This window comes from Mesorhizobium sp. 128a (genome assembly GCF_053848025.1).
Genome location: NZ_JBSPKY010000007.1, coordinates 82,478 through 106,194, shown reverse-complemented (window position 1 = coordinate 106,194; position 23,717 = coordinate 82,478). Strand labels below are relative to the sequence as shown.

Annotated in this window: 16 protein-coding genes and 1 tRNA gene; 5 read left to right on the top strand and 12 right to left on the bottom strand. The window is 59.7% G+C overall.

Annotation, left to right across the window (positions count from 1 at the left end):
* Nucleotides 1-40 precede the first annotated feature (40 nt).
* Complete coding sequence (locus ACWTU9_RS14075; RefSeq protein ID WP_455858791.1) at nucleotides 41-1,669, bottom strand: fatty-acid--CoA ligase; 1,629 nt, start codon at nucleotides 1,667-1,669, stop codon at nucleotides 41-43.
* A 209-nt stretch (nucleotides 1,670-1,878) separates the two neighbouring features.
* Here ACWTU9_RS14075 and ACWTU9_RS14070 point away from each other — a divergent pair, with 209 nt between their 5' ends.
* Both ACWTU9_RS14070 and ACWTU9_RS14065 read left to right on the top strand, forming a co-directional pair.
* Nucleotides 1,879-2,295, top strand: a complete 417-nt coding sequence (locus ACWTU9_RS14070; RefSeq protein WP_455858790.1) for a hypothetical protein — start codon at nucleotides 1,879-1,881, stop codon at nucleotides 2,293-2,295.
* A 143-nt stretch (nucleotides 2,296-2,438) separates the two neighbouring features.
* A complete protein-coding gene (locus ACWTU9_RS14065) occupies nucleotides 2,439-2,828 on the top strand; it encodes a DUF427 domain-containing protein (RefSeq protein ID WP_455858789.1) in 390 nt (129 codons plus the stop codon).
* A gap of 160 nt (nucleotides 2,829-2,988) precedes the next feature.
* On the opposite strand, the gene ACWTU9_RS14060 is transcribed toward ACWTU9_RS14065, so the two are convergent.
* The 3 genes from ACWTU9_RS14060 to ppdK form a co-directional block, all read right to left on the bottom strand.
* Complete coding sequence (locus tag ACWTU9_RS14060; protein WP_455858788.1) at nucleotides 2,989-3,759, bottom strand: polysaccharide deacetylase family protein; 771 nt, start codon at nucleotides 3,757-3,759, stop codon at nucleotides 2,989-2,991.
* Between the two features lie 90 nt (nucleotides 3,760-3,849).
* Nucleotides 3,850-4,953, bottom strand: coding sequence for a glycosyltransferase family 9 protein (locus ACWTU9_RS14055; RefSeq protein WP_455858787.1), 1,104 nt, complete (start codon nucleotides 4,951-4,953; stop codon nucleotides 3,850-3,852).
* A 176-nt stretch (nucleotides 4,954-5,129) separates the two neighbouring features.
* Nucleotides 5,130-7,835 carry a pyruvate, phosphate dikinase gene (gene ppdK / locus ACWTU9_RS14050; protein WP_455858786.1) on the bottom strand — a complete coding sequence of 902 codons (2,706 nt, stop codon included), beginning with the start codon at nucleotides 7,833-7,835 and terminating at the stop codon, nucleotides 5,130-5,132.
* Nucleotides 7,836-8,076: 241 nt separating this feature from the next.
* On the opposite strand from ppdK, the gene ACWTU9_RS14045 reads away from it, so the two are divergent.
* The 3 genes from ACWTU9_RS14045 to ACWTU9_RS14035 all read left to right on the top strand — a co-directional run bounded on the left by ACWTU9_RS14045 (nucleotide 8,077) and on the right by ACWTU9_RS14035 (nucleotide 10,503).
* Nucleotides 8,077-8,421: a VOC family protein gene (locus tag ACWTU9_RS14045; RefSeq protein ID WP_455858785.1), complete on the top strand. Its 345-nt coding sequence runs from the start codon at nucleotides 8,077-8,079 to the stop codon at nucleotides 8,419-8,421.
* 109 nt (nucleotides 8,422-8,530) lie between these two features.
* Nucleotides 8,531-8,605: transfer RNA gene (locus ACWTU9_RS14040), tRNA-Gln, on the top strand.
* 116 nt (nucleotides 8,606-8,721) lie between these two features.
* A complete protein-coding gene (locus ACWTU9_RS14035) occupies nucleotides 8,722-10,503 on the top strand; it encodes a tyrosine-type recombinase/integrase (protein WP_455858784.1) in 1,782 nt (593 codons plus the stop codon).
* A gap of 1,068 nt (nucleotides 10,504-11,571) precedes the next feature.
* Here the strand turns inward: ACWTU9_RS14035 and proX are convergent.
* From proX to ACWTU9_RS13995, 8 genes are all read right to left on the bottom strand, one after another.
* Nucleotides 11,572-12,561 (bottom strand): glycine betaine/L-proline ABC transporter substrate-binding protein ProX, encoded by a 990-nt coding sequence (gene proX, locus ACWTU9_RS14030; protein ID WP_455858783.1) that lies wholly within the window; start codon nucleotides 12,559-12,561, stop codon nucleotides 11,572-11,574.
* Nucleotides 12,562-12,962: 401 nt separating this feature from the next.
* A complete protein-coding gene (locus ACWTU9_RS14025; protein ID WP_455858782.1) occupies nucleotides 12,963-13,898 on the bottom strand; it encodes a LysR substrate-binding domain-containing protein in 936 nt (311 codons plus the stop codon).
* A gap of 79 nt (nucleotides 13,899-13,977) precedes the next feature.
* Nucleotides 13,978-16,245 (bottom strand): N,N-dimethylformamidase beta subunit family domain-containing protein, encoded by a 2,268-nt coding sequence (locus tag ACWTU9_RS14020; RefSeq protein ID WP_455858781.1) that lies wholly within the window; start codon nucleotides 16,243-16,245, stop codon nucleotides 13,978-13,980.
* A gap of 329 nt (nucleotides 16,246-16,574) precedes the next feature.
* Nucleotides 16,575-17,894 carry a 4-aminobutyrate--2-oxoglutarate transaminase gene (gene gabT / locus ACWTU9_RS14015; protein ID WP_455858780.1) on the bottom strand — a complete coding sequence of 440 codons (1,320 nt, stop codon included), beginning with the start codon at nucleotides 17,892-17,894 and terminating at the stop codon, nucleotides 16,575-16,577.
* Nucleotides 17,895-18,563: 669 nt separating this feature from the next.
* Nucleotides 18,564-19,586, bottom strand: coding sequence for a DMT family transporter (locus tag ACWTU9_RS14010; RefSeq protein ID WP_455858779.1), 1,023 nt, complete (start codon nucleotides 19,584-19,586; stop codon nucleotides 18,564-18,566).
* Between the two features lie 110 nt (nucleotides 19,587-19,696).
* The gene (locus tag ACWTU9_RS14005) at nucleotides 19,697-21,034 is read right to left on the bottom strand and encodes an NAD(P)/FAD-dependent oxidoreductase (protein WP_455858778.1); all 1,338 of its coding nucleotides are present in this window, start codon (nucleotides 21,032-21,034) and stop codon (nucleotides 19,697-19,699) included.
* A complete protein-coding gene (locus ACWTU9_RS14000; protein WP_455858777.1) occupies nucleotides 21,031-21,921 on the bottom strand; it encodes a dihydrodipicolinate synthase family protein in 891 nt (296 codons plus the stop codon). The genes ACWTU9_RS14005 and ACWTU9_RS14000 overlap by 4 nt, the downstream gene beginning before the upstream one ends.
* Before the next feature lies 1 nt (nucleotide 21,922).
* Nucleotides 21,923-23,410, bottom strand: coding sequence for an aldehyde dehydrogenase family protein (locus ACWTU9_RS13995; protein ID WP_455858776.1), 1,488 nt, complete (start codon nucleotides 23,408-23,410; stop codon nucleotides 21,923-21,925).
* Nucleotides 23,411-23,717 lie beyond the last annotated feature (307 nt).

The window sequence follows — 23,717 nt, the reverse complement described above, 5'->3', positions numbered from 1 at the left end:
TGCCTAACGTTTTCGACAGCCCAAAATCGCACGACCTCAATCAATCCGTCGGCAGCCGATAGTCGCGGAACTGCTGACGCAGGGTGATCTTCTGGATCTTGCCGGTGGCGGTGTGCGGGATTTCGCCGACAAACGCGACGTCGTCGGGCATCCACCATTTCGCCACCTTGCCGTCCATGAAGGCCAGTATGTCGGCCTTGCTCGGCTCCTTGCCCGGCTTGGCGACCACGACCAGCAAGGGCCGTTCACCCCATTTCGAATGATGGACGCCGATTGCCGCGGCCTCGGCGACATCGGGATGGCCGACGGCGAGGTTTTCCAGGTCGATGGTCGAGATCCACTCGCCGCCCGACTTGATGACATCCTTGGCGCGATCGGTGATCTGCATATAACCGCCCGGATCGATATGGGCGACGTCACCGGTGTCGAACCAGCCGTCCTTGTCGAACTGCTCGGAGCCGACGCCGCCATAGTAGGCGCTGGCGATGGCCGGACCGCGCACCTTCAGCCGGCCAAAGGTCTTGCCGTCCCAGGGCAGTTCCTTGTCCTCGTCGTCCGTCACCTTCATTTCGACGCCGAAGGGCGGATAGCCCTGCTTGCCCTGGACATCGAGCCGGGCTTCGCCCTCAAGCTCTTGGTACTCCGGTTTCATGGTGCACAGCGTGCCGAGCGGCGACATCTCGGTCATGCCCCAGGCATGGATGACCTCGACGCCGTAATTGTCCTGAAATTTCCTGGTGATGGCGCGCGGGCACGACGAGCCGCCGATGACGACTTTGCTCAGATGGGGAAGCTTCTTGCCGGTCTCTTCCAGATGCTGCAGCAACATCATCCACACGGTCGGCACGGCGGCGCTGAATGTCACCTTCTCGGTGTCGAGCAACTCGTAGATCGAGGCGCCGTCCATCTTGCAACCGGGCATGACCAGCTTGGCGCCGATCATCGGCGCGCTTTGGCCAAGGCCCCAGGCATTGGCATGGAACATCGGCACGACGGGCAAGATGGTGTCCCGCGCCGAGATGCCCATGGCGTCAGGCATGGCGGCGATCATGGCGTGCAGCACATTCGAACGGTGGCTGTAGAGCACGCCTTTGGGATCGCCTGTCGTGCCCGAGGTGTAGCACATGCCGGCGGCGGTGTTTTCCGGGAACGTCTTCCAGGCGAAGTCGCCATCGGCCTCGTTCAGCCAGTCCTCATAGGCGACCACATTCGGCAGCGTCGTCTCGGGCAGATGCGCTTTGTCGGTCAGCACGATCACCTTGCGCAGCGATTTGACCGCGCCGGCGATCTTTTCCAGCAGCGGCATGAATGTCAGGTCGACGAAGATCGCCCTGTCCTGCGCATTGTTCATGATCCAGACGATCTGCTCGGGAAACAGCCGCGGGTTCAGCGTGTGGTAGATGGCGCCGATGCCCATGATGCCGTACCAGGCCTCGATGTGGCGCGCGGTGTTCCAGGCCAGGGTCGCGATGCGGTCGCCGAGAACAAAGCCATCGCGTTCGAGCCGTTGGGCAACCTTCAGCGCGCGGCGATGGATCTCGGCATAGGTGGTGCGCACGACCGGACCTTCGATCGAGCGCGACACGATCTCTCGTGTTCCGTGCTGCCGCTCGGCATTGTCGATCAGCTTGTGGCAGAGTAGCGGCCATTCCTGCATCAGTCCGAGCATCTGGTTCCTCCCATTGGTTCCTCGTTCTACCGTTTTTTGTTCCATTGTGAGACGAACGGGCCGATTGTCCAGCCATCAAGTCTCCAACCGTTAACGGCTGAAGCAAGCAGTGATCGAACGCTAGAGAAAACCGCCACAATCCGGCCATCGTCGGTGTTAACGTTCGTTAACGGGGCAAGGGGTGCGATTGGCGACTGAAAGAGGTTCGCATGGACGCGCAGCTCGACGACAGGCCGTTGGACGAGAGCCAGGCCGAAGACGTGCAGTTGGACGACATTCAACTCGACGACAAAGAGCTTGAAGATACGCTGGCCGCAAGTCTGGCCGATCTGGTGCCGGAGGCCAAAAAGGTTTCCGAAGACGAGTTTGTCGAGGTGGTCGGCGGCGCCCTCGAGGCGGTCGGCGGCACGCTGCTGTTCAAAATGTGCGTCCAGAACGAGGGCGAAGGCCAGCATGTCGCGGCCGCGTCCATCGGTGACGGCGGCAATCGCCAGTTCCTGCTGCTCACCTTGCCGACCGGCGGCGGCGCGCTGAAGGTCGAGACAACGTCAAGAAGCACCAACCCGGTGGCCGGCATTGCCGCTGCCTATGCCGGCCTCATGGACGTCTTCAAGACCGCGGCCTGAGCGTTCGCTAAGCGATCGGTTCAACGACCGACCAGGCACGCCTGCCTGTCACGACGGCCTTGCGCAACAGGTTCTCCGAACACACCTTAAGGGCGACAGCAAATCCCCGTCGCGCTCCCAACCGGACAAAGGAGAACCCCCGCATGGACCAGATCGCCAACCCGGCCCCCGGCTTTCAGAGCAATCCGGCCAAGGTCATCACAGTCGAGCCTTATCGCGGCACGGTTGTCGTGCGCGCCGGCGATACGGTGATCGCCACGTCAACGCGGGCGAAGCTTTTATCCGAACCTCCCTACCCCCAGGTGCTCTACATCCCTTTCGCGGACATCGATTTCAGCCAACTCGCCAAAACCGCCCATTCGACGCATTGCCCCTACAAGGGCGACGCCAGCTACTGGAGCGTGCTGCCGGCCGGCGAAACCGGCAAGGACGCGATGTGGGGCTACGAGCAGCCTTTCGACGAAATGGCTGAGATTCGAGACCACGGCGCCTTCTACCCCAACAGGGTGACGATCGAAGCCACGCCGGCTTGAGCAAACGGCTCAAGCGCTTATCGCGTCGTCATCCTCGGGTCTTCGCGACGGAGCTTCGCTCCTGCTTCGCCCGTGGATGACGAAGTTACGAGGCTTCGGCTAACCTCGAATGTCGCCAGTGACGCTTTCAACCGGCGATGAACACCGCGTTCGCCGCAAGCTAATCAGTCGTCCCGTCATTGCCGACCCCATCAGCGTCGTCGAGGCGGACGAAGGTGAGGCCCTTGGCCTTGAGCGCCAGCAGGCCTTGCACGACGCCCTCGCCGGCCGCGTGGGTCGGCTGGTTGATGTGGGCGATGATGACATCGCCATCCTTGGCGGCGGCGATGCGGCGGGCGGTTTGTTTTGCGCCGAGCAACGAGCCGCCATCGCCGTTTATCGAAAAGCCGGCGATCTTGAAGCCGAGCTTGCGGATCATGGCGATGGCCGACGGGCTGTATTCGGCGGTCGCGCCGCGGAACCATTTCGGGGCCGGCTCGCCGGTGCCGGCAAGAGCGGCCGCGCCCGACTCGACTTCGGCCTGCACCGCTTCAGGGCTGCCGGCGCTGCGGATGCCGTAGATCTTTTGCGGCGTGTCGACGGCCGGGATGTGACGGCCGCCATGGTTTTCAAGTTCGAACAGATCGGGATGCGCGCGCATGATCTCGACGGCGGCGGCATTGCGCTTCAGCCAGATGCCGGTGACGAAGATCGTCGCCGGAATCCGGTTTTCCACCAAGGCCGAAAGTATCCTCGTATCGGTCTGCCCGCCGCAGGCGTCGAGCGTGAGCGCGACGCGGCCCACACTGCCGGCCGCGTTCGCCTTGAGGCGCAGCGTCGGCTCGACAAGCAGCGCGGCATGGGCCGAAGACACGGCCAAGATAGATAGCGCCAAGGCGCAAAGCAGCTTTTGCAAGGGATGCCTGTCTCGTTTCGGAATCGGCGTCGTCATAGCCGCATCCCAAGACCGGCAACAAGGCGGAAATCGGGATATCAGCCATGAGAAAAGCTGATATCCCGACAAAGTGACAGCCGCGCACCGTCAGACGGCGTGTTCCAGCTCCACTTGTGTTCGCGACAGGATCTCGCGCACCGCTGCGACGACCGGTTCGACCTCGAGGCGCCAGACGCAGCAGGCCTTGCTGGGATCGACCGGATTGCACAGGCTGCCCGCTACACAATTGCACGGCATGGACGGCTGCAGGGCGAGGCTGGGCACGCCGACCGGCCCCCATATGGCCGGGCTGGTGAGGCCGTACAGGCCGACCACCGGCGTTCCCGCGGCTGCGGCCATGTGCATGGGGCCGCTCTCATTGCCGACAAACATGCGCGCCTGCTGCAGCACCGCCAGCAGTGTTTCCAGCGACAGCGCACCGACGAGGTTGACGATCGGCGACGTGGCCCTGGCCAGGATCTGCTCGGCCGGCTTGCGCTCGTCCGGCCCGCCGGCGAGCACAAAATCCAGTCCGGTCTCGCGCGCAATCGTGTCGATCACGGCGGCAAAGCGTTCCGGCTGCCAGCGCCGGCCGTGAAAACTCGCGCCGGCATGCACGGCGATGAAACCGTTTGGCCGCAGGCGGTGTTTGTCCAGCAATGCATGGGCTCGCGCGGTCTCCAGCGGCGAGGGCCGGATCGACGGCGCGCGCACGCGCAGGCCGACGCCAAGCGGCTCGAGCGGCGAAAGATAGCGGTAGAGGTAATGCTGCTCGCCAAAGCCGAACGGCCTGGCAAACAGATTCGCCGGCTGACGCTCATGCCAGCGCAGCGGCCTTTCCGGAGGGTTGTAGCCGATGCGGGTCCTGGCATTGAGGAGCCCGACGATGATGCGCGAGGTCTTTGAATCGGTGAGGTCGATGGTCAGGTCGAAGCGGAACCGGCGCAGCTTGCTGATCATCGAATAGAGTTCGCGCCCACGCTCCATCGGGGTGCCGCGCATGGCCGCGCGGCGGAAGGTCACGACCTCCGAGGCGATGCCGTGCGCGGTCACGAAACTGGCGAGGCGAGCCTCGCAGAGAAAGACGATCCGGACGCCGGGATATTCGAGCTGCAGGTTCCTGGCGAGCGTGGAGGATAAAACAATATCGCCGATGAACTTGGTCTGGATGATCAGGATCGAGCGGAAGGGTTTGGGCGAAATCTGCAACATCTGTTTCTCGGCACCGGGCGGGGTTGGGAGGCCGTCAAATTGGGCAGAAACGATGTCGGGATTGCGTGCGCGGATGCGCACATCAGCGTGAATTTGCTTACAAAATTGTAAGCTTAGTGGCAAACGGCCGCCCTTGGGAGGGCCGTTTGGTCGACGCGGAAAGAACTATGTCGAAATCAGGATGCCGCGGCGCTCTTTTTGAGGCGCGGCACTGCTGTCTTGGCAATCTGCACCGCGGCTTGCGCGGCGGCTAATCTTGCGATCGGCACGCGGTAAGGCGAGCACGAGACATAGTCGAGGCCGACCTCTTCGCAAAAGCGGATCGAGGCCGGATCGCCGCCATGCTCGCCGCAAATGCCGAGCTTGATGTCGGGCCGCGTTGCCCTGCCCTTTTCAGCCGCCATACGCACCAGTTCGCCGACACCATCGATGTCGAGCGAGACGAACGGATCCTGCTCGATGATACCCTTCTGCCGGTAGGTCTCGAGGAAGGACGCGGCATCGTCGCGCGAAATGCCGAAGGTGGTCTGGGTGAGGTCGTTGGTGCCGAAGGAAAAGAACTCGGCTGACTCGGCGATGACATGGGCGCGGATCGCCGCGCGAGGGAGCTCGATCATCGTGCCGGTGAGATAGTCGATCTTGACACCGGTCTCTTCCATCACGCTTTTTGCCACGGCATCAATGCGCGCCTTGACGTAATCGAGTTCCTTCACCAGGCCGACCAGCGGCACCATGATCTCGGGAACCACCAGCGCGCCGGCCTTCTTGCCGGCCTCGACCGCGGCCTCGAAAATGGCGCGCGCCTGCATCTCGGCAATCTCGGGATAGGAGACGGCGAGCCGGCAGCCGCGATGGCCGAGCATCGGGTTGAACTCATGCAAGGCCTCGGTGCGCTGCCTGAGTTTTTCCGGCGAGACATTCATGGCGGCGGCGACTTCCGCCACTTCGGCCTCGGTCTTTGGCAGGAATTCATGCAGCGGCGGATCGAGCAGCCGGATCGTCACCGGCAGGCCGGCCATGATCTCGAACAGTTCGAGGAAATCCGAACGTTGCATGGGAAGAAGTTTGGCCAAAGCGGTGCGGCGGTCCTTCTCGGTATCGGCCAGGATCATCTCGCGCATGGCGACGATGCGCTCGCCGTCGAAGAACATGTGCTCGGTGCGGCAGAGACCAATGCCTTCGGCGCCGAAGGAACGCGCCATGCGCGCATCGAGCGGCGTCTCGGCATTGGTGCGTACCTTCATGCGGCGCACGGCGTCGGCCCATTCCATGATGGCGGCGAAATCGCCGGACAGTTCGGGCTGCAGCATCGACACGGCGCCCTTCAGCACCTGGCCGTTGCTGCCGTCGATGGTGATGATGTCGCCCTTGCGAAAGGTCTGGCCCATCGACATCAGGGTGCCGGCCTTGTAGTCGACGCGCAGCGAACCGGCGCCCGACACGCAAGGCTTGCCCATGCCGCGCGCCACCACGGCGGCGTGGCTGGTCATGCCGCCGCGCGTGGTCAGGATGCCCTCCGAAGCATGCATGCCATGGATGTCTTCGGGGCTGGTCTCGATGCGCACCAGGATCGCCTTGCGACCTTGCGTCTTCAGCTCCTCGGCATCGGCAGACGAGAAGACGACCTCGCCGGTGGCGGCCCCCGGCGAAGCCGGCAGGCCCATGCCGATGACGTCGCGCGCGGCCTTGGGGTCGATGGTCGGGTGCAAGAGCTGGTCGAGAGAGGCGGGGTCGATGCGGGCGACCGCTTCCTCCTTCGTGATCAGCCCGTCCCTGGCCATCTCGACGGCAATCTTGAGCGCCGCCTTGGCGGTGCGCTTGCCGGAGCGCGTCTGCAGCATCCACAATTTACCGCGCTCGATGGTAAATTCGAGATCCTGCATGTCGCGGTAGTGCTGTTCCAGGCGGTCGGAGATGTCGACGAAGGAACGGAACGCGTCCGGCATCAGCTTCTGCAGCGACGGCTTGTCGGAACCGGCGGCGATGCGCGCCGCCTCGGTGATGTTCTGCGGCGTGCGGATACCGGCCACGACATCCTCACCCTGCGCGTTCACCAGGAACTCGCCATAGAGCATCTTTTCGCCGGTCGAGGGATTGCGGGTGAAGGCAACGCCGGTGGCCGAGGTTTCGCCCATATTGCCGAACACCATGGCCTGGACGTTGACCGCCGTGCCCCAGCTTTCTGGGATGTCATGCAGGCGCCGGTAGGTGATGGCGCGGTTGTTCATCCAGCTCGAAAACACGGCGCCGATCGCGCCCCAGAGCTGCTCGTGCGGATCCTGCGGAAACGGCTTGTCGAGTTCCTCCTCGACCTTGGCCTTGTAGAGCGCAATGACGTCCTGCCATTCCTCAGCCGTCAGTTCGGTGTCGAGCTCGTGGCCGAGGCTCGCCTTCTGGTCCTCGAGGATCTCCTCGAACACTTCGTGGTCGAGCCCCATGACGACATCGGAATACATCTGGATGAAGCGGCGATAGCTGTCATAGGCAAAGCGGGCATCGCCGGAATCGGTGGCCAGCGCTTCGACTGTCTCGTCGTTGAGGCCAAGATTGAGCACGGTGTCCATCATGCCCGGCATCGAGGCGCGGGCTCCGGAGCGTACCGAGACCAGCAGCAGTTTCGACGGATCGCCGAAACGACGCCCGGTCAGCGCGCCGATATGGTCCAGCGCCTTGACGACGTCGGCCTTCAACGTGGACGGATACGATTTGCCGTTGGCGTAATAGGCGTTGCAGACGTCGGTGGTGAGGGTGAAGCCCGGCGGCACCGGCAGGCCAAGACTGCACATCTCGGCCAGGTTGGCACCCTTGCCGCCGAGATGATTGCGGTCGCCGGCACGGCCTTCCGCGGCACCATCGCCGAAGGTGTAGACCCATTTGGTCATGCTCGCCCTCCAAGTCCTCGGAAGATAGACAACACTTCCCCGGAAGATAGACAACACCGGAGCCAAGGCCCGGTTCCCCCGCATTCCGACCCGAGCGTTATTATGCTGCAGTGCGAAAGGCAAGGCGTGGTCAGCCAAGCCTCGGCCACTACAATCGATTAAGCAAAAGCTGCGTCAAAAAGACTTGCCGACCAGCCGTTCGCGATATAGAACATAACATGAACAAGTTGGGAGTAGCGTGATGAAACTCAACGGAAAACTCGACTATCTCGAATTGCCTGCGACCGGCGGGACGCTGGACAGCGTCAAGGCTTTCTACAGCGCGGCCTTCTCGTGGTCCTTCACCGATTACGGGCCGACCTATTCGGCATTTGGCGAAGGGCTCGACGGCGGCTTCCAGGCCGATGGCACGGAGGCGCCGGCCAAACCGTTGCCGGTGCTTTATTCGCAGGATCTGCAAGCAACCTTCGACGCTGTCGAAAATGCCGGCGGCACAATCGTCAGGCCGATCTTCTCGTTTCCGGGCGGCAGGCGGTTCCACTTCACCGATCCGGCCGGCAATGAACTGGCGGTCTGGGGCGAATAGAGATCACCGTGCCAAGCGGTGGATCAGTTTTGCACAGGGGCCAACTCGGCATTGAGCTTTCCACCGGCTCGTCCTATAAGGCCGCGCGCAGGGGGCAAAGCTCGCCTGCTGGGGCGTCGCCAAGTGGTAAGGCATCGGTTTTTGGTACCGACATTCCCAGGTTCGAATCCTGGCGCCCCAGCCAACAAACTCCTAACTGATTGTTCTACCTCACTTTCTCGCACCGAAGACCAAGCGACGTCGAGCGTTGCTACAAATGAGTGCTACAAAAGCGGTCGAGGACGGCGCCTACTCAATGTAGTGCGCCGAGGGGGCATCTTTCATTTTCGCAGGGTTGTGCCCCCGAAACTGCGCCTTCGCATTGGGCGAACCGAGTTGGTACGCAGCCTGTCCACAAATGCGATTCCCTCTGCCAGAATGCGCGCCGATCTGCTTTACAGGCATACCGAGGGGATTTTTGCAGCCGCCGCCATGCTCTCATCCGATGAAATCGCTGGATTGGTGAGGGAGTTTTATGAACTCACTCTGACCATTGATGACCACCGCCGGCTTTTTCCCGACCAACAGTGGTCCGAGGAAAATCACCAAGCGCGGTCGGACTATCTAGATCAATCGCTCGCAGAGACACGTGACGCTCTGCGCAAGGACGACTTTGAAAAGGCCAATCCGGCCGCTCAAGTCGTGTTGGCTCGCCGCCATTTGTCTGAAGCCGCCCTTGGCCCGGGCGAATACAACCAGATTCGGCAGGCAATTTTGCGCGCTAGCATCGATATCATCGGCGAGCTCCGCGCGCGGCAGGATGGCGATTACAACTACGAATCAAAAGACAGCTTGGTGAAGGCGGCTTTCTACAGAAGCACGGGCAGCGAACCCGCACCGCCGAAGGACGCGACGGTTGCCAGCCCACCCCAGAAGGCCTCCAAACTTGAACCGAATTTTTCAGAAGTCGCCGAGGCTTTTCGGTCAGACCAGATTGCGGTCAAAAACTGGGACCAACAGACTGCTTCTCAGGCACGGGCTTCGTATCGCCTGTTTGCCGAAATTTGTGGTGACCGGCCTGTCTCAACATACACTCGTGCCGATGCGGACGAGTTTCGTAAGAAAATACAACGGCTGCCGTGGGATTACTCGAAGACCCCCGTATATCGAGACCGCTCGGTCGATGAGATCCTGAAAATCGCCGGCGCGCAGTCAGCGACCAAGGAAGTGCAGCTCTTAACACAGCGAACCGTAAAGCGGCATTTTTCCGTGCTCAGCGGTCTTTGGGGATCTGCGTTGTCCGCTGGAGCAGTGGCGCAGAACATATTTGGCGGTTTCCGCTTCGTCGCGTCAAAAAGAGCCACGGAGCAGCGTGATCTATGGACTGCGTCGGAGTTGCAGGTGCTGTTTGGGTCTCCAATCTACACAGGCTGCAAATCTGAGGTGCGGCGGGCAGAGCCCGGATCGCTAATTCTCAAAGACGAGCGATACTGGCTTCCATTAATTGCCCTTTTTTCCGGAATGCGGCAGGAGGAAATCGCCCAGCTCCATGTCGATGACGTGCGGGAATCTGACGGAATAGCGTTCTTCGATATCAATGATCGCCCACCGCGCATGCTTAAGAATGCAAATGCTGCGCGTCAGGTGCCGCTGCATTCAATGCTGATCAAGTCGGGATTTTTGGGCTACGTCGACCAGTGTCGGAAAGCGCGGCTAACAAGACTATTTCCAAATTTGAAACCCGGTGGCGCAGATAGTCGTCTGGGACATTCCTTTTCAAAATGGTTTACACGCTATCGCAGGGACATAGGTGTTTATCGAAAGGGACTTGATTTTCACAGCTTCCGCCATACTGCAAGCACGTTGATGCACCAAGCGGGCGTGGAGCGCGCGGTTTTGGATCACGTCACGGGCCACTCAACGCCCGGAGAGACTAGCCGATACGTTAAAGGCTCTGCAGTCGGACAGCTTCGACTAGCAATCGATGCCATTGACATCGGTTTTGATTTGATGGCGCTGCTGCTCGGCAGAGCAGACGTGAAGTCTGTCGTTCGTCCGCAGCTCAAATATCGTAAGCGGAGACGACCAGCTCAACAGAGTTGACGTCCGGCCGATATACAACCTCCCGAAAGCCTGAAGCCGATTGCTGGGAAATTGCAGCGTCTTCAGCACGACCCGCTGTTCGCGCTACGAACCGTCGAAAATGTTGTTTACTTCACCATCACAAGAACGTGTACGCTGCCCGTTTGCAAAAGCCGCAAGACCGCTTGTTCAATCTGCACGGTGTCGCGGATCTTGCCCGGCAGGCCGTAGACGCGCGCACATGGGCTTGGGAAAGAGCGCCTTCTTCCTGACAGTCCCGTTGGTGACGACGAAGCGGGTAACGGCAGCCTGGGCGCCGACCTTGAGCCGCGCGATGATGCGATAGACCCCAACTAGGGGAGCCCTCAACGAACTCCTGGTAATTTTCATTGTGAACTGACCCGGCATTGGAGTGCCCCCACTGAGTTGGACCGGCCGGCGTGAAAAAGTGATACGTTCGGAGGCCCTGGGCGAGGGCTCGCGAAGTCAAAAGGTTCAGATCATCGGCACACAACGCAATTCAAATTCCCATCAGCTCGCAAATGCGGGTCAATGATCTCGAATACGCCGATCGCTTTCTCGTCCAACGCAAAAAATTATGTAAGCCACGTCGACACTTCAGTGGCATATCTAGGCGATCGAGACCAAACCCTCCGCATGTTCGATGCTATCCGCTGCGAAGTCATCAAGGCTCGCATGGACACGGATCAGGGCTTCTCAGATAGCGCAACAGGTCTCGTCCGGAACGCTACAGGTGTATTGCGGCATTGTGCCGCCAACCTGATCTACCAAGGTAGCGGCATTGCGGACGGCAGTCTCGACATTCATTGCGCCACCTAGACCAGATCTGGCTTGCTGCGGTGTGGCGCGACAAGGCGCCGTACCTCGCAGCTGCCGCTGAATATGGCCCTCCGCTGCCATTCGATCCGGGACAATGCCCTGGCCTTTTTACCGGCAAGAAGCCCCCGATGGCGAGGTGCCCCTGGACCCGACCTTCGCTCCACTGCACGATACAAAAAAATCGGCGGTCGAGGGAGCGATCGGCCGCCGAGAATTTCTTAAACTGATTGGTAGAGGCGGTTCCTGTCGTCAGCTTTTCGCAGGAACGGCGCAGGCCTTATTGACCCAACCGTCGAACTGCGACTGATGCTCAGCAATCCAAGCCTCGGCGTGGCGCTGAACATCGTCGACGGAGCTTTCCCCATTTTTCTGTCGCATCGCTTCCGCCGAAAGATCATTGATATCGATAGTGACACTTTCAAATAGGGTTTTTACGGGCGGGTTGTCGGCGAGGAACTTGTTGTTGACCAGGAAGCTTGCGTAATCGATGCCGAATCCCAAGTTCTTGCCCTGATAGTCCGTGTACAACGCATCGTCGCCCTTGGTCTTCGGCACGTCCAGCCATTCCACATCCTTGCCGGGGACGAGAATGCCCGATACCCAATACGGGACCCAGGTAAAGTAGAAGATCGGCTTGCCTGCTTTGAATCGCGCGATGACATCTGCCATCAGAGCGTCATAGGATCCCTGGTTGTGGGTAACGGTGTCGCGCAGGCCCAGCTCGGTGAGATAGTGCTCGATACTCTTCTCGCAGCCCCAGCCCGGAGTACATCCGGCCAGATCGGCCTTGCCGTTGCCGTCGGCATCAAACCGGGCGGCTACAGCCTTGTCCTTGAAATCAGTAAGATTATGAACGCCTTCGTCATAGCTCTTTTTGTCGACGAGCAGGCCTTGCACGGCGCCGTCTACGACCTTGCCGACAATCGTCACTTTCTCCGCGCCGCCGACCTTGTCGTAGAAGCTTTTGTGCAAGAGGTTCCAGTAGGCGGCCGTGAAATCGCCGTCGCCATTGGCCAGTGAAATGAACAGGGCTGCATATTCGGTTTCAAGCGGCTCGGCGACTTTGTAGCCCATCTTCTCCAAAGCCGTGTAGACTACTTTATGGGTGAACTTCTCCACCATGCTCGCAGTAGCTTCCATCGGCCGGACTTCGCGACCCTCGCCGACCTTGCAGTCCGCGCTGGCAATTCCTGTGGCTGCGGTGAGCACAAGTGCTGAGAGTAGTGATTGACTGTACATTCGGTCCCCTTTTCGTTGATAGTGGTTTTTAATTCAATTCCGGCGCGACACTTGTGACAGAACGGCTCGCGTCAGCCGTCCTGCATCGCCTGCATTCCCGTCGCCGACTGGGCCTAAGAGCCGGAAGCAACGTCCAGTGTGGACTACTTCCCATGGCTGGACGGGACACGCTCGAACCCGGAGAGTTGCATCGACCAGAGACGCTACCGGCGCGGATATCGCAAAACAACCGTAGAAAAAATCATGTTCCGCAAGACCAAAATGTTATCGGCGGCATAGGCCACGGTTTAAAAACCCAATCTGTTGGCTGATGGCGCTGCGAAGCCGTGACAGGGTGGCGTATCCCGCCTGAATAGCGCGGCATCCAAGATGCCTGCGTGCCACGGCGGATATTGCCGGAGTTACACCGGCGGATACGAGGGTCCGCCCGAGGCCGCGGCGACCGGACATTGCTGCCTTAGCCAGCCGGCAAATGTATCGGACGCCAGGGATGCAGGCTTCAGATTGCTAAGTGTCAGGTAGTAGCTGCCGGACGCCGGAATTTCCAAGCTTGTGAACCTGACGAGTTTGCCTTCGGCAATCAGCGATTGGACGAGCCGATGCGATGCGAGGGCGACCCCCATATTGGCGCAAGCTGCAGCCACGGCTGCACTGAACCGGCTAAACCGGCGGCCTTCGCCGGTTCCATAGGGGATCCGGAACATCCGGAAAACATCGGGCCAGTCGATCCATTTCGGGTTGACCCAGTCAACATGAAGAAGAGGAAGCTCGGAGAGCTGGTTCGGCGACGTCGCCGCATGATCTAGCGCAAACTTAGGTCCGCAGACCGGGTAAAGCGTGTCATCGAACATAAATTCGGCCGTCTCGTCAGGCCAGATTCCCGAGCCGTATCGGATCCGCAGGTCGATTTCGGTGCGTCGGTAGTCGCGCGCTTCATCCGAAATCAGGTGATCAATGACAATGTCAGGGTACTTGGCCCAGAACTCCACCATCCGCGGAAGCAACCAAAGCGTGCCAAAGGCATCAGAACAGGCAACCGTGACAGTATTCGAACCGCCGCCGCGTTTAATGGTGCGTACCGCTGCCGACATATTGGAGAAACTGGTCGCGACGGCGCTGTAAAGGTCTTCCCCAGCGCACGTCAGGGCAACTCCCCCACCCAGCCGGACAAACAAAGGGATACCGAGTTCGTCCTCAATGGCCTTGATCTGCCGGCTGACCGCGCCAGGAGTGACATTGAGTTCCATCCCGGCTCGAGTGAACGACAGATGCCGGGCCGACGTTTCGAACACTCGCAGGGCCGTCAGGGAGGGAAGTTCATAGCTCCAGCGTGTCATTCGACGTGACCTCTATAGTCGGCCAAGATGCATGAACGACAGGTCGCCGGGCACTGCCGGCGGCAGTCGGCGCAGGACCCTAGACGACGTCAACCAGAGGAACTTGTACCGGAGGGGGCGCAAAAGGCTCGACGGTCCGGAAGCGCTCAAGAACATTGCGGGTCACACGGGACACGCCGTTGTCATACCCATCAATCGGCAGGCTCATACACCAGGATATCGAACCCACCGAGAATACTGCTCCTCCCCCGTTGGTTTCGAAGAAAACGATGTCAGATCGCACGTTATCATTTTCACTCCCCCCGATCATCCAGTGCATCGCGCCGAACTCTTCCTTCGCGTAAACCATATAATCGGTGTGATTGGTGGACGTTGCCAGCACGACCGCATGTTTTGGCGATCCCAAGTCCACGTCGTAGCGATCCAATTCTTGTCCTGCAGCACCGTTGCCGGCCAGGCCGTAGTTCCCGAAAAGAGCATCCCTGTCGATACCCGCCAGGATGAAGTCTACGCGGGAGTTGGCACTATCCGGCTTCCATTGATAATAGGAACTTGACTGGAAGCCTTGGGCACAAAAGCCGATTCCAACCAGCTGGTTCGGGGTGCGGTCCTGGCGGCGCCACAGCCCGCCAAATTCGCCGGTCGAGCTCATAAAGTACTCACCCGGCTCCGCTGACCACGTTCGCGAACCGTCCTCGGCCCGACGGACCTCAATCAAGCCTGGAAGCGTCGGATGGAACGCCGTTCTCCAGTAGAAGCCGTTGCCACCCAGATACATCAGACGGCCGCCGCGACCGAGATGGGTCCTCAGGGCGTCCCACATCGACAGCGACACATACTCGGGATGACATCCGGTAAGCACCACGCGGTAAGGCGCCAAGAGGCTCTCGCCTTCCCGATGGAGATCCTCGTCGGTGATGACGTCCGCCTGTATGCCCATGGCGTCGAGCCATCCTGTCAGGTATCCGTCGCCGCCAAAGGACCAATATTTCGCGTTCGGCGACATGTTAAGCACCGGCCGCAGCCGCGAGGAGTAACACACGCCGCTGCCATCGGTATGCAGATCGTAGAGCGACTTTCCGTAGTCCAGATGTTCGTCGAGAAAAACGTCGTCTTCTCCGAAAATCGGCAGGCTGCCCATGCTCATCTCATCCAGAGGGTCTCGCGCAATGAACCTCTGGTTGGCGTAGGCCATGTACGTGGCCGTGGACACAAGGTAAACCACTTCAGATGTGGCCTGACCAGTCGGCGGTCGTACGAAGAAAACAACATAGGCCGAATTGGTGCCAGCAGCATCAAGGCGAGCGGCATAAACGCCACTTTCAAGCCCTTCCGGCACTGTGAATGAGAAGTCCGTGGACCACTTTGCGTCGTAAAGATCGTCCTCGTGAAAATGGATGGCTCCATACTCGCGCGGGGCGGATCGCCAATCATGAAATGCGCCGGTCCAGTTGTGGCCTTTCATCGCTCTGGTGGGCATGTTGATCAGAATACCGTCAAGGCCGTTGCCCGAGACATCCTTGATGAGATCAGCGCCCTGCTCAATACTAAAGTCCCAGGCGGCGATTAAGTATTGCCGCCAGTAATTATCAACATTTCCATCGCGCAGGTTGGCGACTTCGTCCAAAGGGAGGGCGCAAGCGTACAGCTTCGGGGAATCGATCTTACCGTTATAATGGCCGTCGGACAAAGTACCCTGTGAGCTGCGCGATAAGGCGTGAGCAGCGAGCAGAAACGCTGACCTTTCCCTGCGACCCAGGCCTGCGGATAGTTCAAAGCGTCGCGTCTCCACGAGCTCAAGATCACCCACATCGCCGCGAAGATATTGATGCAGGATCAAGGCCCGCTCCTCGTGGCTGTAACTGGCCACGACCAACATCCACCGCCGCTCAGGCAACGGGGTATCGAGGGACACGGCGGAGAAATTACCTTCGCCATCCCCTACTCTTACCGTCAGGCGACTGAACTCGTCGATCTCGACCGCGAATCCGTCGCGTCGGTCTTCCTGCCACGTCCCGCCGATCGTTTGCCGCTTGCGTCCCGGTAGCGTGGGCCAGATCCATGCAGTGAACGTGAAGTCTTTCACTCCTGAAAAGGCGGTTGCATGCTCGACCTGGCCATACGAGCCTATGTGGATCGGCTGCAGCCGCGCGGGGTATTCTCCGTTAAACGGTGCGTCGAGACCGCGCTCGACCATAGCGGCGGCCCTGGGGTGGTCTTCGGTGGTGATGAGCCTCACCAGACGGGCCGAAAACGACTTAGCCTCGCCGAGCGAACTGACTTTGAAGTCGATAACATCACCCGGCTTCGCACTGAGAATGTTGGCATAGCCCGACAACGTCCTCATGCGTCGTCTCCATCCGGAAGCTCGGATCCAAAATGTTGCAGCCAGCGTTGGCGGAATACGTACCATTCCGCCTCGGCCAGATCGTCGAAGATTACATCCTGATGTCTTACCAAGGGACGTCCCGGTATTCCCGTCAGAGTCACGAGCATCCAGCGCCGGTTTTGCTCGATTGTTAGCAATGCGTGTTTCCCAGGGATTGGAAAACTCCGAAACGTCCGAAGGAGGCGTTGCAGGCTCGGGCTATGGTGCCCGAACGGTGCCCGGCGGAATTCGGCGGCCAGATTGAGTGATTCCAAGGGGTCGTCGTGATTCATACGTTTCACCGACGCCTAAGCGGCCGCAGTGGTTTCGCGCTTGAGTTCGTTGCCGACGACGGCGTCTATTGAGGCCTCGATGATACTCAAGCCTTCGTCGATCAAGTCGTCTGAAAGAGTTAACGGCACCAGAAGCCGGATCACGTTGAAGTGGCGACCGGCGGAGACAAGAAACAACCCTCGGCTGGCTGCTTCCTTGATAATCCTTGCGGTCATGGCGCGAGCAGGTCTGCTGACGTCGTCGTTTTCGATGAACTCGACACCCACCATCGCACCAAGGCCACGAATGTCGCCAATAGCCGACCGGTTCGATCGCTGCCTGATCCGTTCGAACCCCGCCTTGAACCTGTCACCGATCTCATTTGCCCGGGCTAGCAGCTTCTCATCGTCCAACACATCCAGAACCGCCAACGCTGCCGCGCAGGCTAACGGATTCGCAGCGTAGGTGCCGCCCAGGCCGCCAGCGTCGACACAATCCATAAGATCGGCCTTGCCCACCACTGCCGAAATCGGGAGGCCGGCGCCCAGGCTTTTGCCCATCGCAATCAGGTCGGGTTCGACCCCGCTGTGCTCGACGGCAAAGAGACGCCCGGTGCGACCGAATCCGGACTGGACCTCGTCGACGATCAGGACAATGCCGTGGCGGTCGCAGACCCGCCGCAGACCTTCCATGAACTCAGCAGGAGCGGGAACAAACCCCCCTTCCCCCTGGAGGGGCTCGATGACCAAGGCAGCCACTGCAGCAGCTTCAATTTCCGTTTCAAACACAGTGTCCAAAGCCGAAAGGCAATGTTCCACGCTCAGTCCGTGGTAAAGGTCAGGGAAGGGCGCACGATAAATTCCGCCCGGGAACGGGCCGAACAGTTCCTTGTATGGCTTCACCTTACCCGTCATGGCCATGGTCAGCAGTGTGCGGCCATGGAATGACCCGCCGAATACAATAATGCCGTGGCGCTTGGTGTAGGCACGAGCGACCTTGACCGCGTTCTCAACAGCTTCCGCACCGGTGGCCACCAGTAGGGTCTTGGCCGTTCCGCCGACCTTGCAAAGAGCGTTCAAGCGCTCCGCCACAGCTATGTAGCCTTCATAAGGAATGTTGCCAAAGTAGGTATGGCTGAACTTGGTCAGCTGTTCCTGCACCGCAGCGACAATCCGGGGGTGCGAGTGACCCACGGCCAAAGCGCCGGCGCCCCCCACGAAGTCGATATAACGCCGGCCCTCAACATCCCACACTTCTGCGTTTTTACCACGGTCCGCGTAAATGGGGTTGGAGCAAGAAACGCCCACCGGGAGAGCTGCTTTCCGCCGCTCATCCAAAGTCTTGTTGGAACCCATATCGAAATTTCTCCTGTACGTGGCCGCTGCCCGTTAAATTTACTCGAATAATACGCAGCTTGAGACGCGCCAACGTATCGGTTTTTTATTTCACGCAAAATCCATATGGCTATGCGGGGTGAACTTCAATCGTCCGTGCTGAGCAAAAAACTCACACTGTGCTTTACCGGAAATCACATCGTATTTTTGCCAGCATTTTCATTCCGCTCGTGTGATGGCCGTTCCTTATCGAGATGGAATGCCTGCCGCGTTGGAGGACAAACCGAGATTGTCAGGGTTAAGTCCCGGCGCGCATTCTGTGCCGATCCCCATCCAGATCCAGTGGGGGACGGCGGATTCCCCAACTTCTCGCCGGTACCGCTACACGGGAAGCCGTCCCAATTATCATCCACGCTATCTGTGCAAAAACGCCAAAACAACTGGATAAAAACTTATGTAGCTCAGCAGCTTAAGTTATCGAGGAAGGACTCTTCGACAAGCGGGCATTAACTGAAACAAAGAACGGCAAAATCCGATAATAAGTAGCTAAAACAACTGCTTAATGCGCATGATCGCGATCGTGTTAAACAGCACCGGTCCGATACAAGTCCGATCTCACCGGACATTGCACGGCCGCCATCGTCCCTCTGGCTGCAAGCCGATCTGGTCGGCGACTGTTCGCCGGCATGATTATGAATCCCCATGACGCTGAGGCCGTTCCAATTTCAGCTCCGAGCTCACACTAGACGCGATGGAGCCTTTTGAGGAGGCTACGGATCCCCAAAGCTTGACATGGAACAAGGCATTGAATTTCCCGTCAGTTCGTTTTGGCTTCAACACGGCGGTCTGAGGCCGGCTGAGCGATATCGCCGCACCACCCAGGCAGATGGCGAGCCCCCCAATCTCGGCCGCAGTGACAGGTTCATCAAATATGATCGCTGAAATCGCGATTGTGACGACCGGAGTGAGGTAGAGAACTGTACCGACATGGACGGCCGAAGAGCGGCGAAGATTGAGCCAATAGAACCCATAGGCACCTACGGTCGAGAAGATGATAAACCAGCCGACTACGAACCAGAATGATGGATCTAGGACCGGCGGGCGAAGCCCCACGTCCATCCATGCCAAGGGGCAGAACAAGATTGCGCAGCACGCGCTTTGGATTCCAATTCCAGGGAGGATAGGGGTTTCGTCTGCGACAGCTTTCGAAATCACTGTTGCCGTAACAATTCCAGCTGTCCCGAGAGTCGTCAAAGCGTAAGCAAGTGCTGGCGCGGCTAAGCCATCGTAGCCGCCCGCAAGGGATACACCTGTAAAGGCCACAGCCAGCCCGACCCATTCCCGCACAGTGACCCGCTCGCCCAATAAGGGGCCGGCCACAGCAGCGGTGAGCAAAGGCTGTAGGGCATAGATTATCGCGACAGTTCCGGCAGGCATGCCCATGTCGATCGCGACGATCGCACAACCGATCTGGAGGAACATCGCGCAGACGCCCAACACCCCGTTGACCCACAACGCGCGGAAACCGCTTTTGAGCACGTAACGGACTGACATTGGCGCCAGCACCAGCGTGATAAGCAAAAAGCGCCAGAACAGCACCAGCAGGACCGACTCTGTCTCTGACGCGAGCTTGGCGCCAATATAGCCCGAGCTCCACATTGCTACGAGGCCGAGGTCTAAAAGGGCCAGTGGATAGTTGAAAAGCTTTTTCATGAGATCTTTGCGTGCTTGAAACGTGCCGTGGCGCTGGGGGTGAAGGCCAGGGCCAGCCTCATCACAAGGTGGCGAAAGCGACCGATAGATCAATTATGGTCAAGGCGGGGCTATTCCCTCCCCGCCTTCCATTCCCTGTATTTTAGGTTCAGCCGAGCGCCTATCGCCGTCATCGGCTGGCGCGGCAAACCCTCGGGACTGTCGTACGCGGAGAAAATGTCACCGAGCTTGGAACTCATCCCCGCCAGAAGTTCAGCGGTCGCGATCCCGGTCGCTGTAGCCTTTGTTCCACCAATTCCGTTGCAGGCACAGGCAGCAAAGAGATTGGGCTCGACCTCGCCAAAGAGGGGTACTGTGTTCCAGGTCAGTGCCATGGCCCCTCCCCACCGGTACTGCATCTTCAGGTGGCTCAAATCCGGAAAACGATCAGCAAACTTCCTATCGTGGAGGTTGCCGGCGCTTCCGATCACACCGTCGCTGGCCGTGATGGCCGGATTATGGGTGTAGCGGGAACGGATCAGGATACGATCGCCCGCCGGTCCGTCCACACGCCTTACAGTTGTCCCCATAGGCGAAGCGGGCGTCGCGCCCCACTTGCGGGCACCGCCGAGCGCTCCCGGTTCGAACGGTTCACTCAACGAGGCATAGGTGAAGACATGCAGGAGTTCACGCTGCCCGATTCCAAAGCTCGTGGCATGGCCATTTACGGCAAGAACTACGCGGGCCGCGTTGATTTGACCTTTGGGGGTGATGATTTTGCAACCGCTCGTGGAACTCTCGATAGAAAGGGCCGGGGTTTGCTCGAACACGCGGACCGGCCCCTGGAGCTGGTCCGCAACGGCGCCTACCAGAGCGGCGGGCTGAATCAGGGCGGCGCCTGGCGTGAAAAGGCCGGACTTAAACGACGCCGTGCCCGTAACGTCAGCGATCTCGGCAGCGTTCAGGACCAGATGTGGTTCGCCCAGTGCGTTGAGTTTAGTAGAGTATTCCGCGAGATGGCTGGATCCCCCCTTCGTCATGGCCACGCTGTATTTGCCACACGGGTCGAAGACTGATTTCGCCCAGCCGTGCTCAGCCGCCAAACCGGCGTAAAGCTGGATCGCCGAACGCGCGACAACGATGTCGTTACGGCTTTTGGCTAATGCATCCCCGGCGAAATCGCTAGTCGAAATGTCGTGCGGCAGATCGATTAGGAATCCGGAATTCCTTCCGCTCGCGCCATTTCCAACGTTGTCCGCATCAATAACCGCAATGGACAGCTGGGGATCAAGCTGGACAAGGCGGACGGCCGTCGCCAGCCCTGCGAAACCAGCCCCGATAACCGCGACGTCGACAGTGATCGTCCGGTCCAGTTCAGGCTTCGGGATCCTTGGGGGTAGCAATGCCGTCCAGGCTGGGGGAGGGCCATGGTCCGGCAGCTGGCGCGCCCGAAAAACTCGGGCGGTCATTTTGCGGTTTCTTGCCCAATCAGAGGACCGAGGGCGGCACGAAGGGCTTCGACCCGCTCGCCGGACAAGGACCGAAATGGCTTTCTGACTTTGCCCGGCGAATAGCCCGTCAATTCAGCTGCGGCATAGACGCTTTGCACATAGTCGCCTTGCCACAACAACGACATAAGCGGTTCCAGCAGGACCCACAGCGCCCGGACATCGTCCCACCTCTTCTCGCGAGCAGCCTTGACGACCGCCACACAGGCGCGCGGGGCAATATTCGCGCCCCCCCAGATCAAGCCCGAACATCCCGCAAGTTGCGAAAATGGCACAAGCGGGTCGGCCCCGTTGATGACACCCAGCCCCGTGCCGATTAGGCTCACCTGCGCAATCAGGTCACCACTGCTGTCCTTGACGGCCTGGAACTCGGGCAATGTGCAAAGTTTGCGCAGCAGCTCAGGCGTAATGCGCACGCCGACGGCCTGCGGCACGTTGTAGCCGATAATGGGCAAACCGACCTTTGCCACCTCAGCGTAGAAGTCAAAAATCCCGTCGTCATCGGATGGCCCCTCGAAGAAAGGCGGCAGCACCATGACGCCGTCGGCGCCGGCATCCTTGGCGATTTGGGTCCGTCTCACCACATCTGCCGTAAGCAGGGCCGACGTCTGCGCGATAACCTTGGCTCGCCCGGATACGACGCGGGCGCCACGCTCGATGACAGCCTTCGATTCCTCCGCAGTCAGGTAGACATGCATCCCAGTGCCGGAACTGAACACGATGCCATCGACGCCCGCCCCCAAGTAGCGTTCCACGAGGTCGTCCAAGCGTTCGAAATCCACATTGCCACTAGAGTCGAAAGGTGTGGTAATGGCCAGGTTCAGGCCCGGAAATGCAAAAGCGGTCATCTTAAAAACCTTCGTGGGAGGTGCTCAGGTCGACCCAAAGCGTTTTTGTTTGTGTGTACTGGTCGTGGGCATGGAAGGCCTTATCGCGCCCCCCGAAACCGGACTGTTTGTAGCCACCGAACGGGGTTGCCGCGTCCCCTTCCCCGTAGCAGTTGACGGTGACAGTACCTGCCCGAAGTGCCCTGGCGGCCCTGAGCGCGCGGGTGCCATCGCCGCAGAACACCGAAGCCGCCAGACCATATTCCGTGGCATTGGTGAGCGTTACCGCCTCGGCCAGCGACTGCACCTCAATAACGGCGAGGATTGGCCCAAAGATCTCTTCGGTAATGTGCTTTCCCTCATGGGCATCAAACTCGATAATCGTGGGCTCGATGGTTGTGCCGTTGAAGGCGTTGCCGCCAACAATCAGCTTGCCATTCGCTTCCAGATAGCCGCTGACTTTCTCGAAATGCGCAGGGGAAATGAGCGGGCCGATGCGAGTGTCCGAGTCAAGCGGATCGCCAACCGTCCAGGTTTTGGCCACCTCCTTAAGCTTGGCGAGCAAGCGCCCCTTAACATCCTTATGCACGAGCAGACGCGAAATTGCTGAGCAGTTTTGGCCCATGTTCCAAAACGCGCCGTTGCAAATATGAGCGGCGACGGCATCCAGATCGTTGGCGTCATCCATCACGATGCAGGCGTTCTTGCCCCCCATCTCGAGAACGACCTCCTTCAGGTTGCTTTCCGATGAGTATTTCAGGAAGCGTCGGCCGGTTTCTGTAGAGCCGGTGAAGGATATCGCGTCGATGTCCGGATGGCGGCCGATCGGCTCGCCAACGTCCGGACCGTCCCCGGTTACGACGTTGAAAACGCCTGCGGGAATACCCGCTTCCAAGGCCAGTTCAGCTACGCGAAGCGTCGTCAATGAGGTTTCCTCAGCGGGTTTCACGACGACCGTGCACCCGGCAGCCAAGGCCGGTCCGATCTTCCATCCCAGCATGAGCAGCGGAAAATTCCACGGAAGCACGATCCCGACCACGCCGATGGCTTCCCGCACGACCAGTCCAAGCGATTGATCGGTGGCGGGCGAGACTTGGTCGTAGATTTTGTCGACGGCTTCGGCGTGCCACTTCAGGCTGTTGACTGTCTCCGGAACATCGATGTTCACGCAATCACTGATCGTCTTGCCGCTGTCGAGGCTTTCCATCAGGGCCAGTTCGGCGGTGTTCTCCTCGATGAGCGCGGCCAGCCTGAGCAAAGCGTGTTTGCGGGTCATGGGCGTTTGCTTAGACCACCGACCATCGTTAAAGGCCCCGCGGGCCGCCGCAACCGCCTTATCGACGTCGGCGGACGAACCCGCCGGCAAGTCAGCTAGGGCGGCACCGGTCGCTGGATTGACCGTTGGAAATGTCTTTCCCGACACCGCGCCAGTCCGCTCGCCGTCAATGACCATCTTCGTCGGCAATTTCATCGATTGCACCTGCGTTCTGTAGTCGACTTTACCGTGCATTCAGGTCTCCCGTGGTGGGCGCAGGCCGTGCCTTCAGGCCGCAAGTCAGTTGTTCATCAGCGTCGTACCTGCGCGCCGAAGCGGACCAAGGAAGCCTTGGTAGCTGCAGCCTTCGCTACGGCACAAATCAGCCCGCCGGTGGGCGGTAGGGCGTTGTGCTCAATAGTGGGTGCCCGCGGTTCGGCTTGTTGCGCTCGCTTTACGCGCGGGGCTGTTGAACGAACTAGCTGCCTGCCCGCTCGTTTGATCTTTAACGTGCCGATGGTTATAGATAACGGGACACCGCGCAATTTACTTTTTCTCAGGG

Excerpts from the sequence above, each read along its gene's own strand:
- ACWTU9_RS14075 (WP_455858791.1), bottom strand. The coding sequence starts at position 1,669 with ATGCTCGGACTGATGCAGGAATGGCCGCTACTCTGCCACAAGCTGATC.
- ACWTU9_RS14070 (WP_455858790.1), top strand. The coding sequence starts at position 1,879 with ATGGACGCGCAGCTCGACGACAGGCCGTTGGACGAGAGCCAGGCCGAA.
- ACWTU9_RS14065 (WP_455858789.1), top strand. The coding sequence starts at position 2,439 with ATGGACCAGATCGCCAACCCGGCCCCCGGCTTTCAGAGCAATCCGGCC.
- ACWTU9_RS14060 (WP_455858788.1), bottom strand. The coding sequence starts at position 3,759 with ATGACGACGCCGATTCCGAAACGAGACAGGCATCCCTTGCAAAAGCTG.
- ACWTU9_RS14055 (WP_455858787.1), bottom strand. The coding sequence starts at position 4,953 with ATGTTGCAGATTTCGCCCAAACCCTTCCGCTCGATCCTGATCATCCAG.
- ppdK (WP_455858786.1), bottom strand. The coding sequence starts at position 7,835 with ATGACCAAATGGGTCTACACCTTCGGCGATGGTGCCGCGGAAGGCCGT.
- ACWTU9_RS14045 (WP_455858785.1), top strand. The coding sequence starts at position 8,077 with ATGAAACTCAACGGAAAACTCGACTATCTCGAATTGCCTGCGACCGGC.
- proX (WP_455858783.1), bottom strand. The coding sequence starts at position 12,561 with ATGTACAGTCAATCACTACTCTCAGCACTTGTGCTCACCGCAGCCACA.
- ACWTU9_RS14025 (WP_455858782.1), bottom strand. The coding sequence starts at position 13,898 with ATGACACGCTGGAGCTATGAACTTCCCTCCCTGACGGCCCTGCGAGTG.
- ACWTU9_RS14020 (WP_455858781.1), bottom strand. The coding sequence starts at position 16,245 with ATGAGGACGTTGTCGGGCTATGCCAACATTCTCAGTGCGAAGCCGGGT.
- gabT (WP_455858780.1), bottom strand. The coding sequence starts at position 17,894 with ATGGGTTCCAACAAGACTTTGGATGAGCGGCGGAAAGCAGCTCTCCCG.
- ACWTU9_RS14010 (WP_455858779.1), bottom strand. The coding sequence starts at position 19,586 with ATGAAAAAGCTTTTCAACTATCCACTGGCCCTTTTAGACCTCGGCCTC.
- ACWTU9_RS14005 (WP_455858778.1), bottom strand. The coding sequence starts at position 21,034 with ATGACCGCCCGAGTTTTTCGGGCGCGCCAGCTGCCGGACCATGGCCCT.
- ACWTU9_RS14000 (WP_455858777.1), bottom strand. The coding sequence starts at position 21,921 with ATGACCGCTTTTGCATTTCCGGGCCTGAACCTGGCCATTACCACACCT.
- ACWTU9_RS13995 (WP_455858776.1), bottom strand. The coding sequence starts at position 23,410 with ATGCACGGTAAAGTCGACTACAGAACGCAGGTGCAATCGATGAAATTG.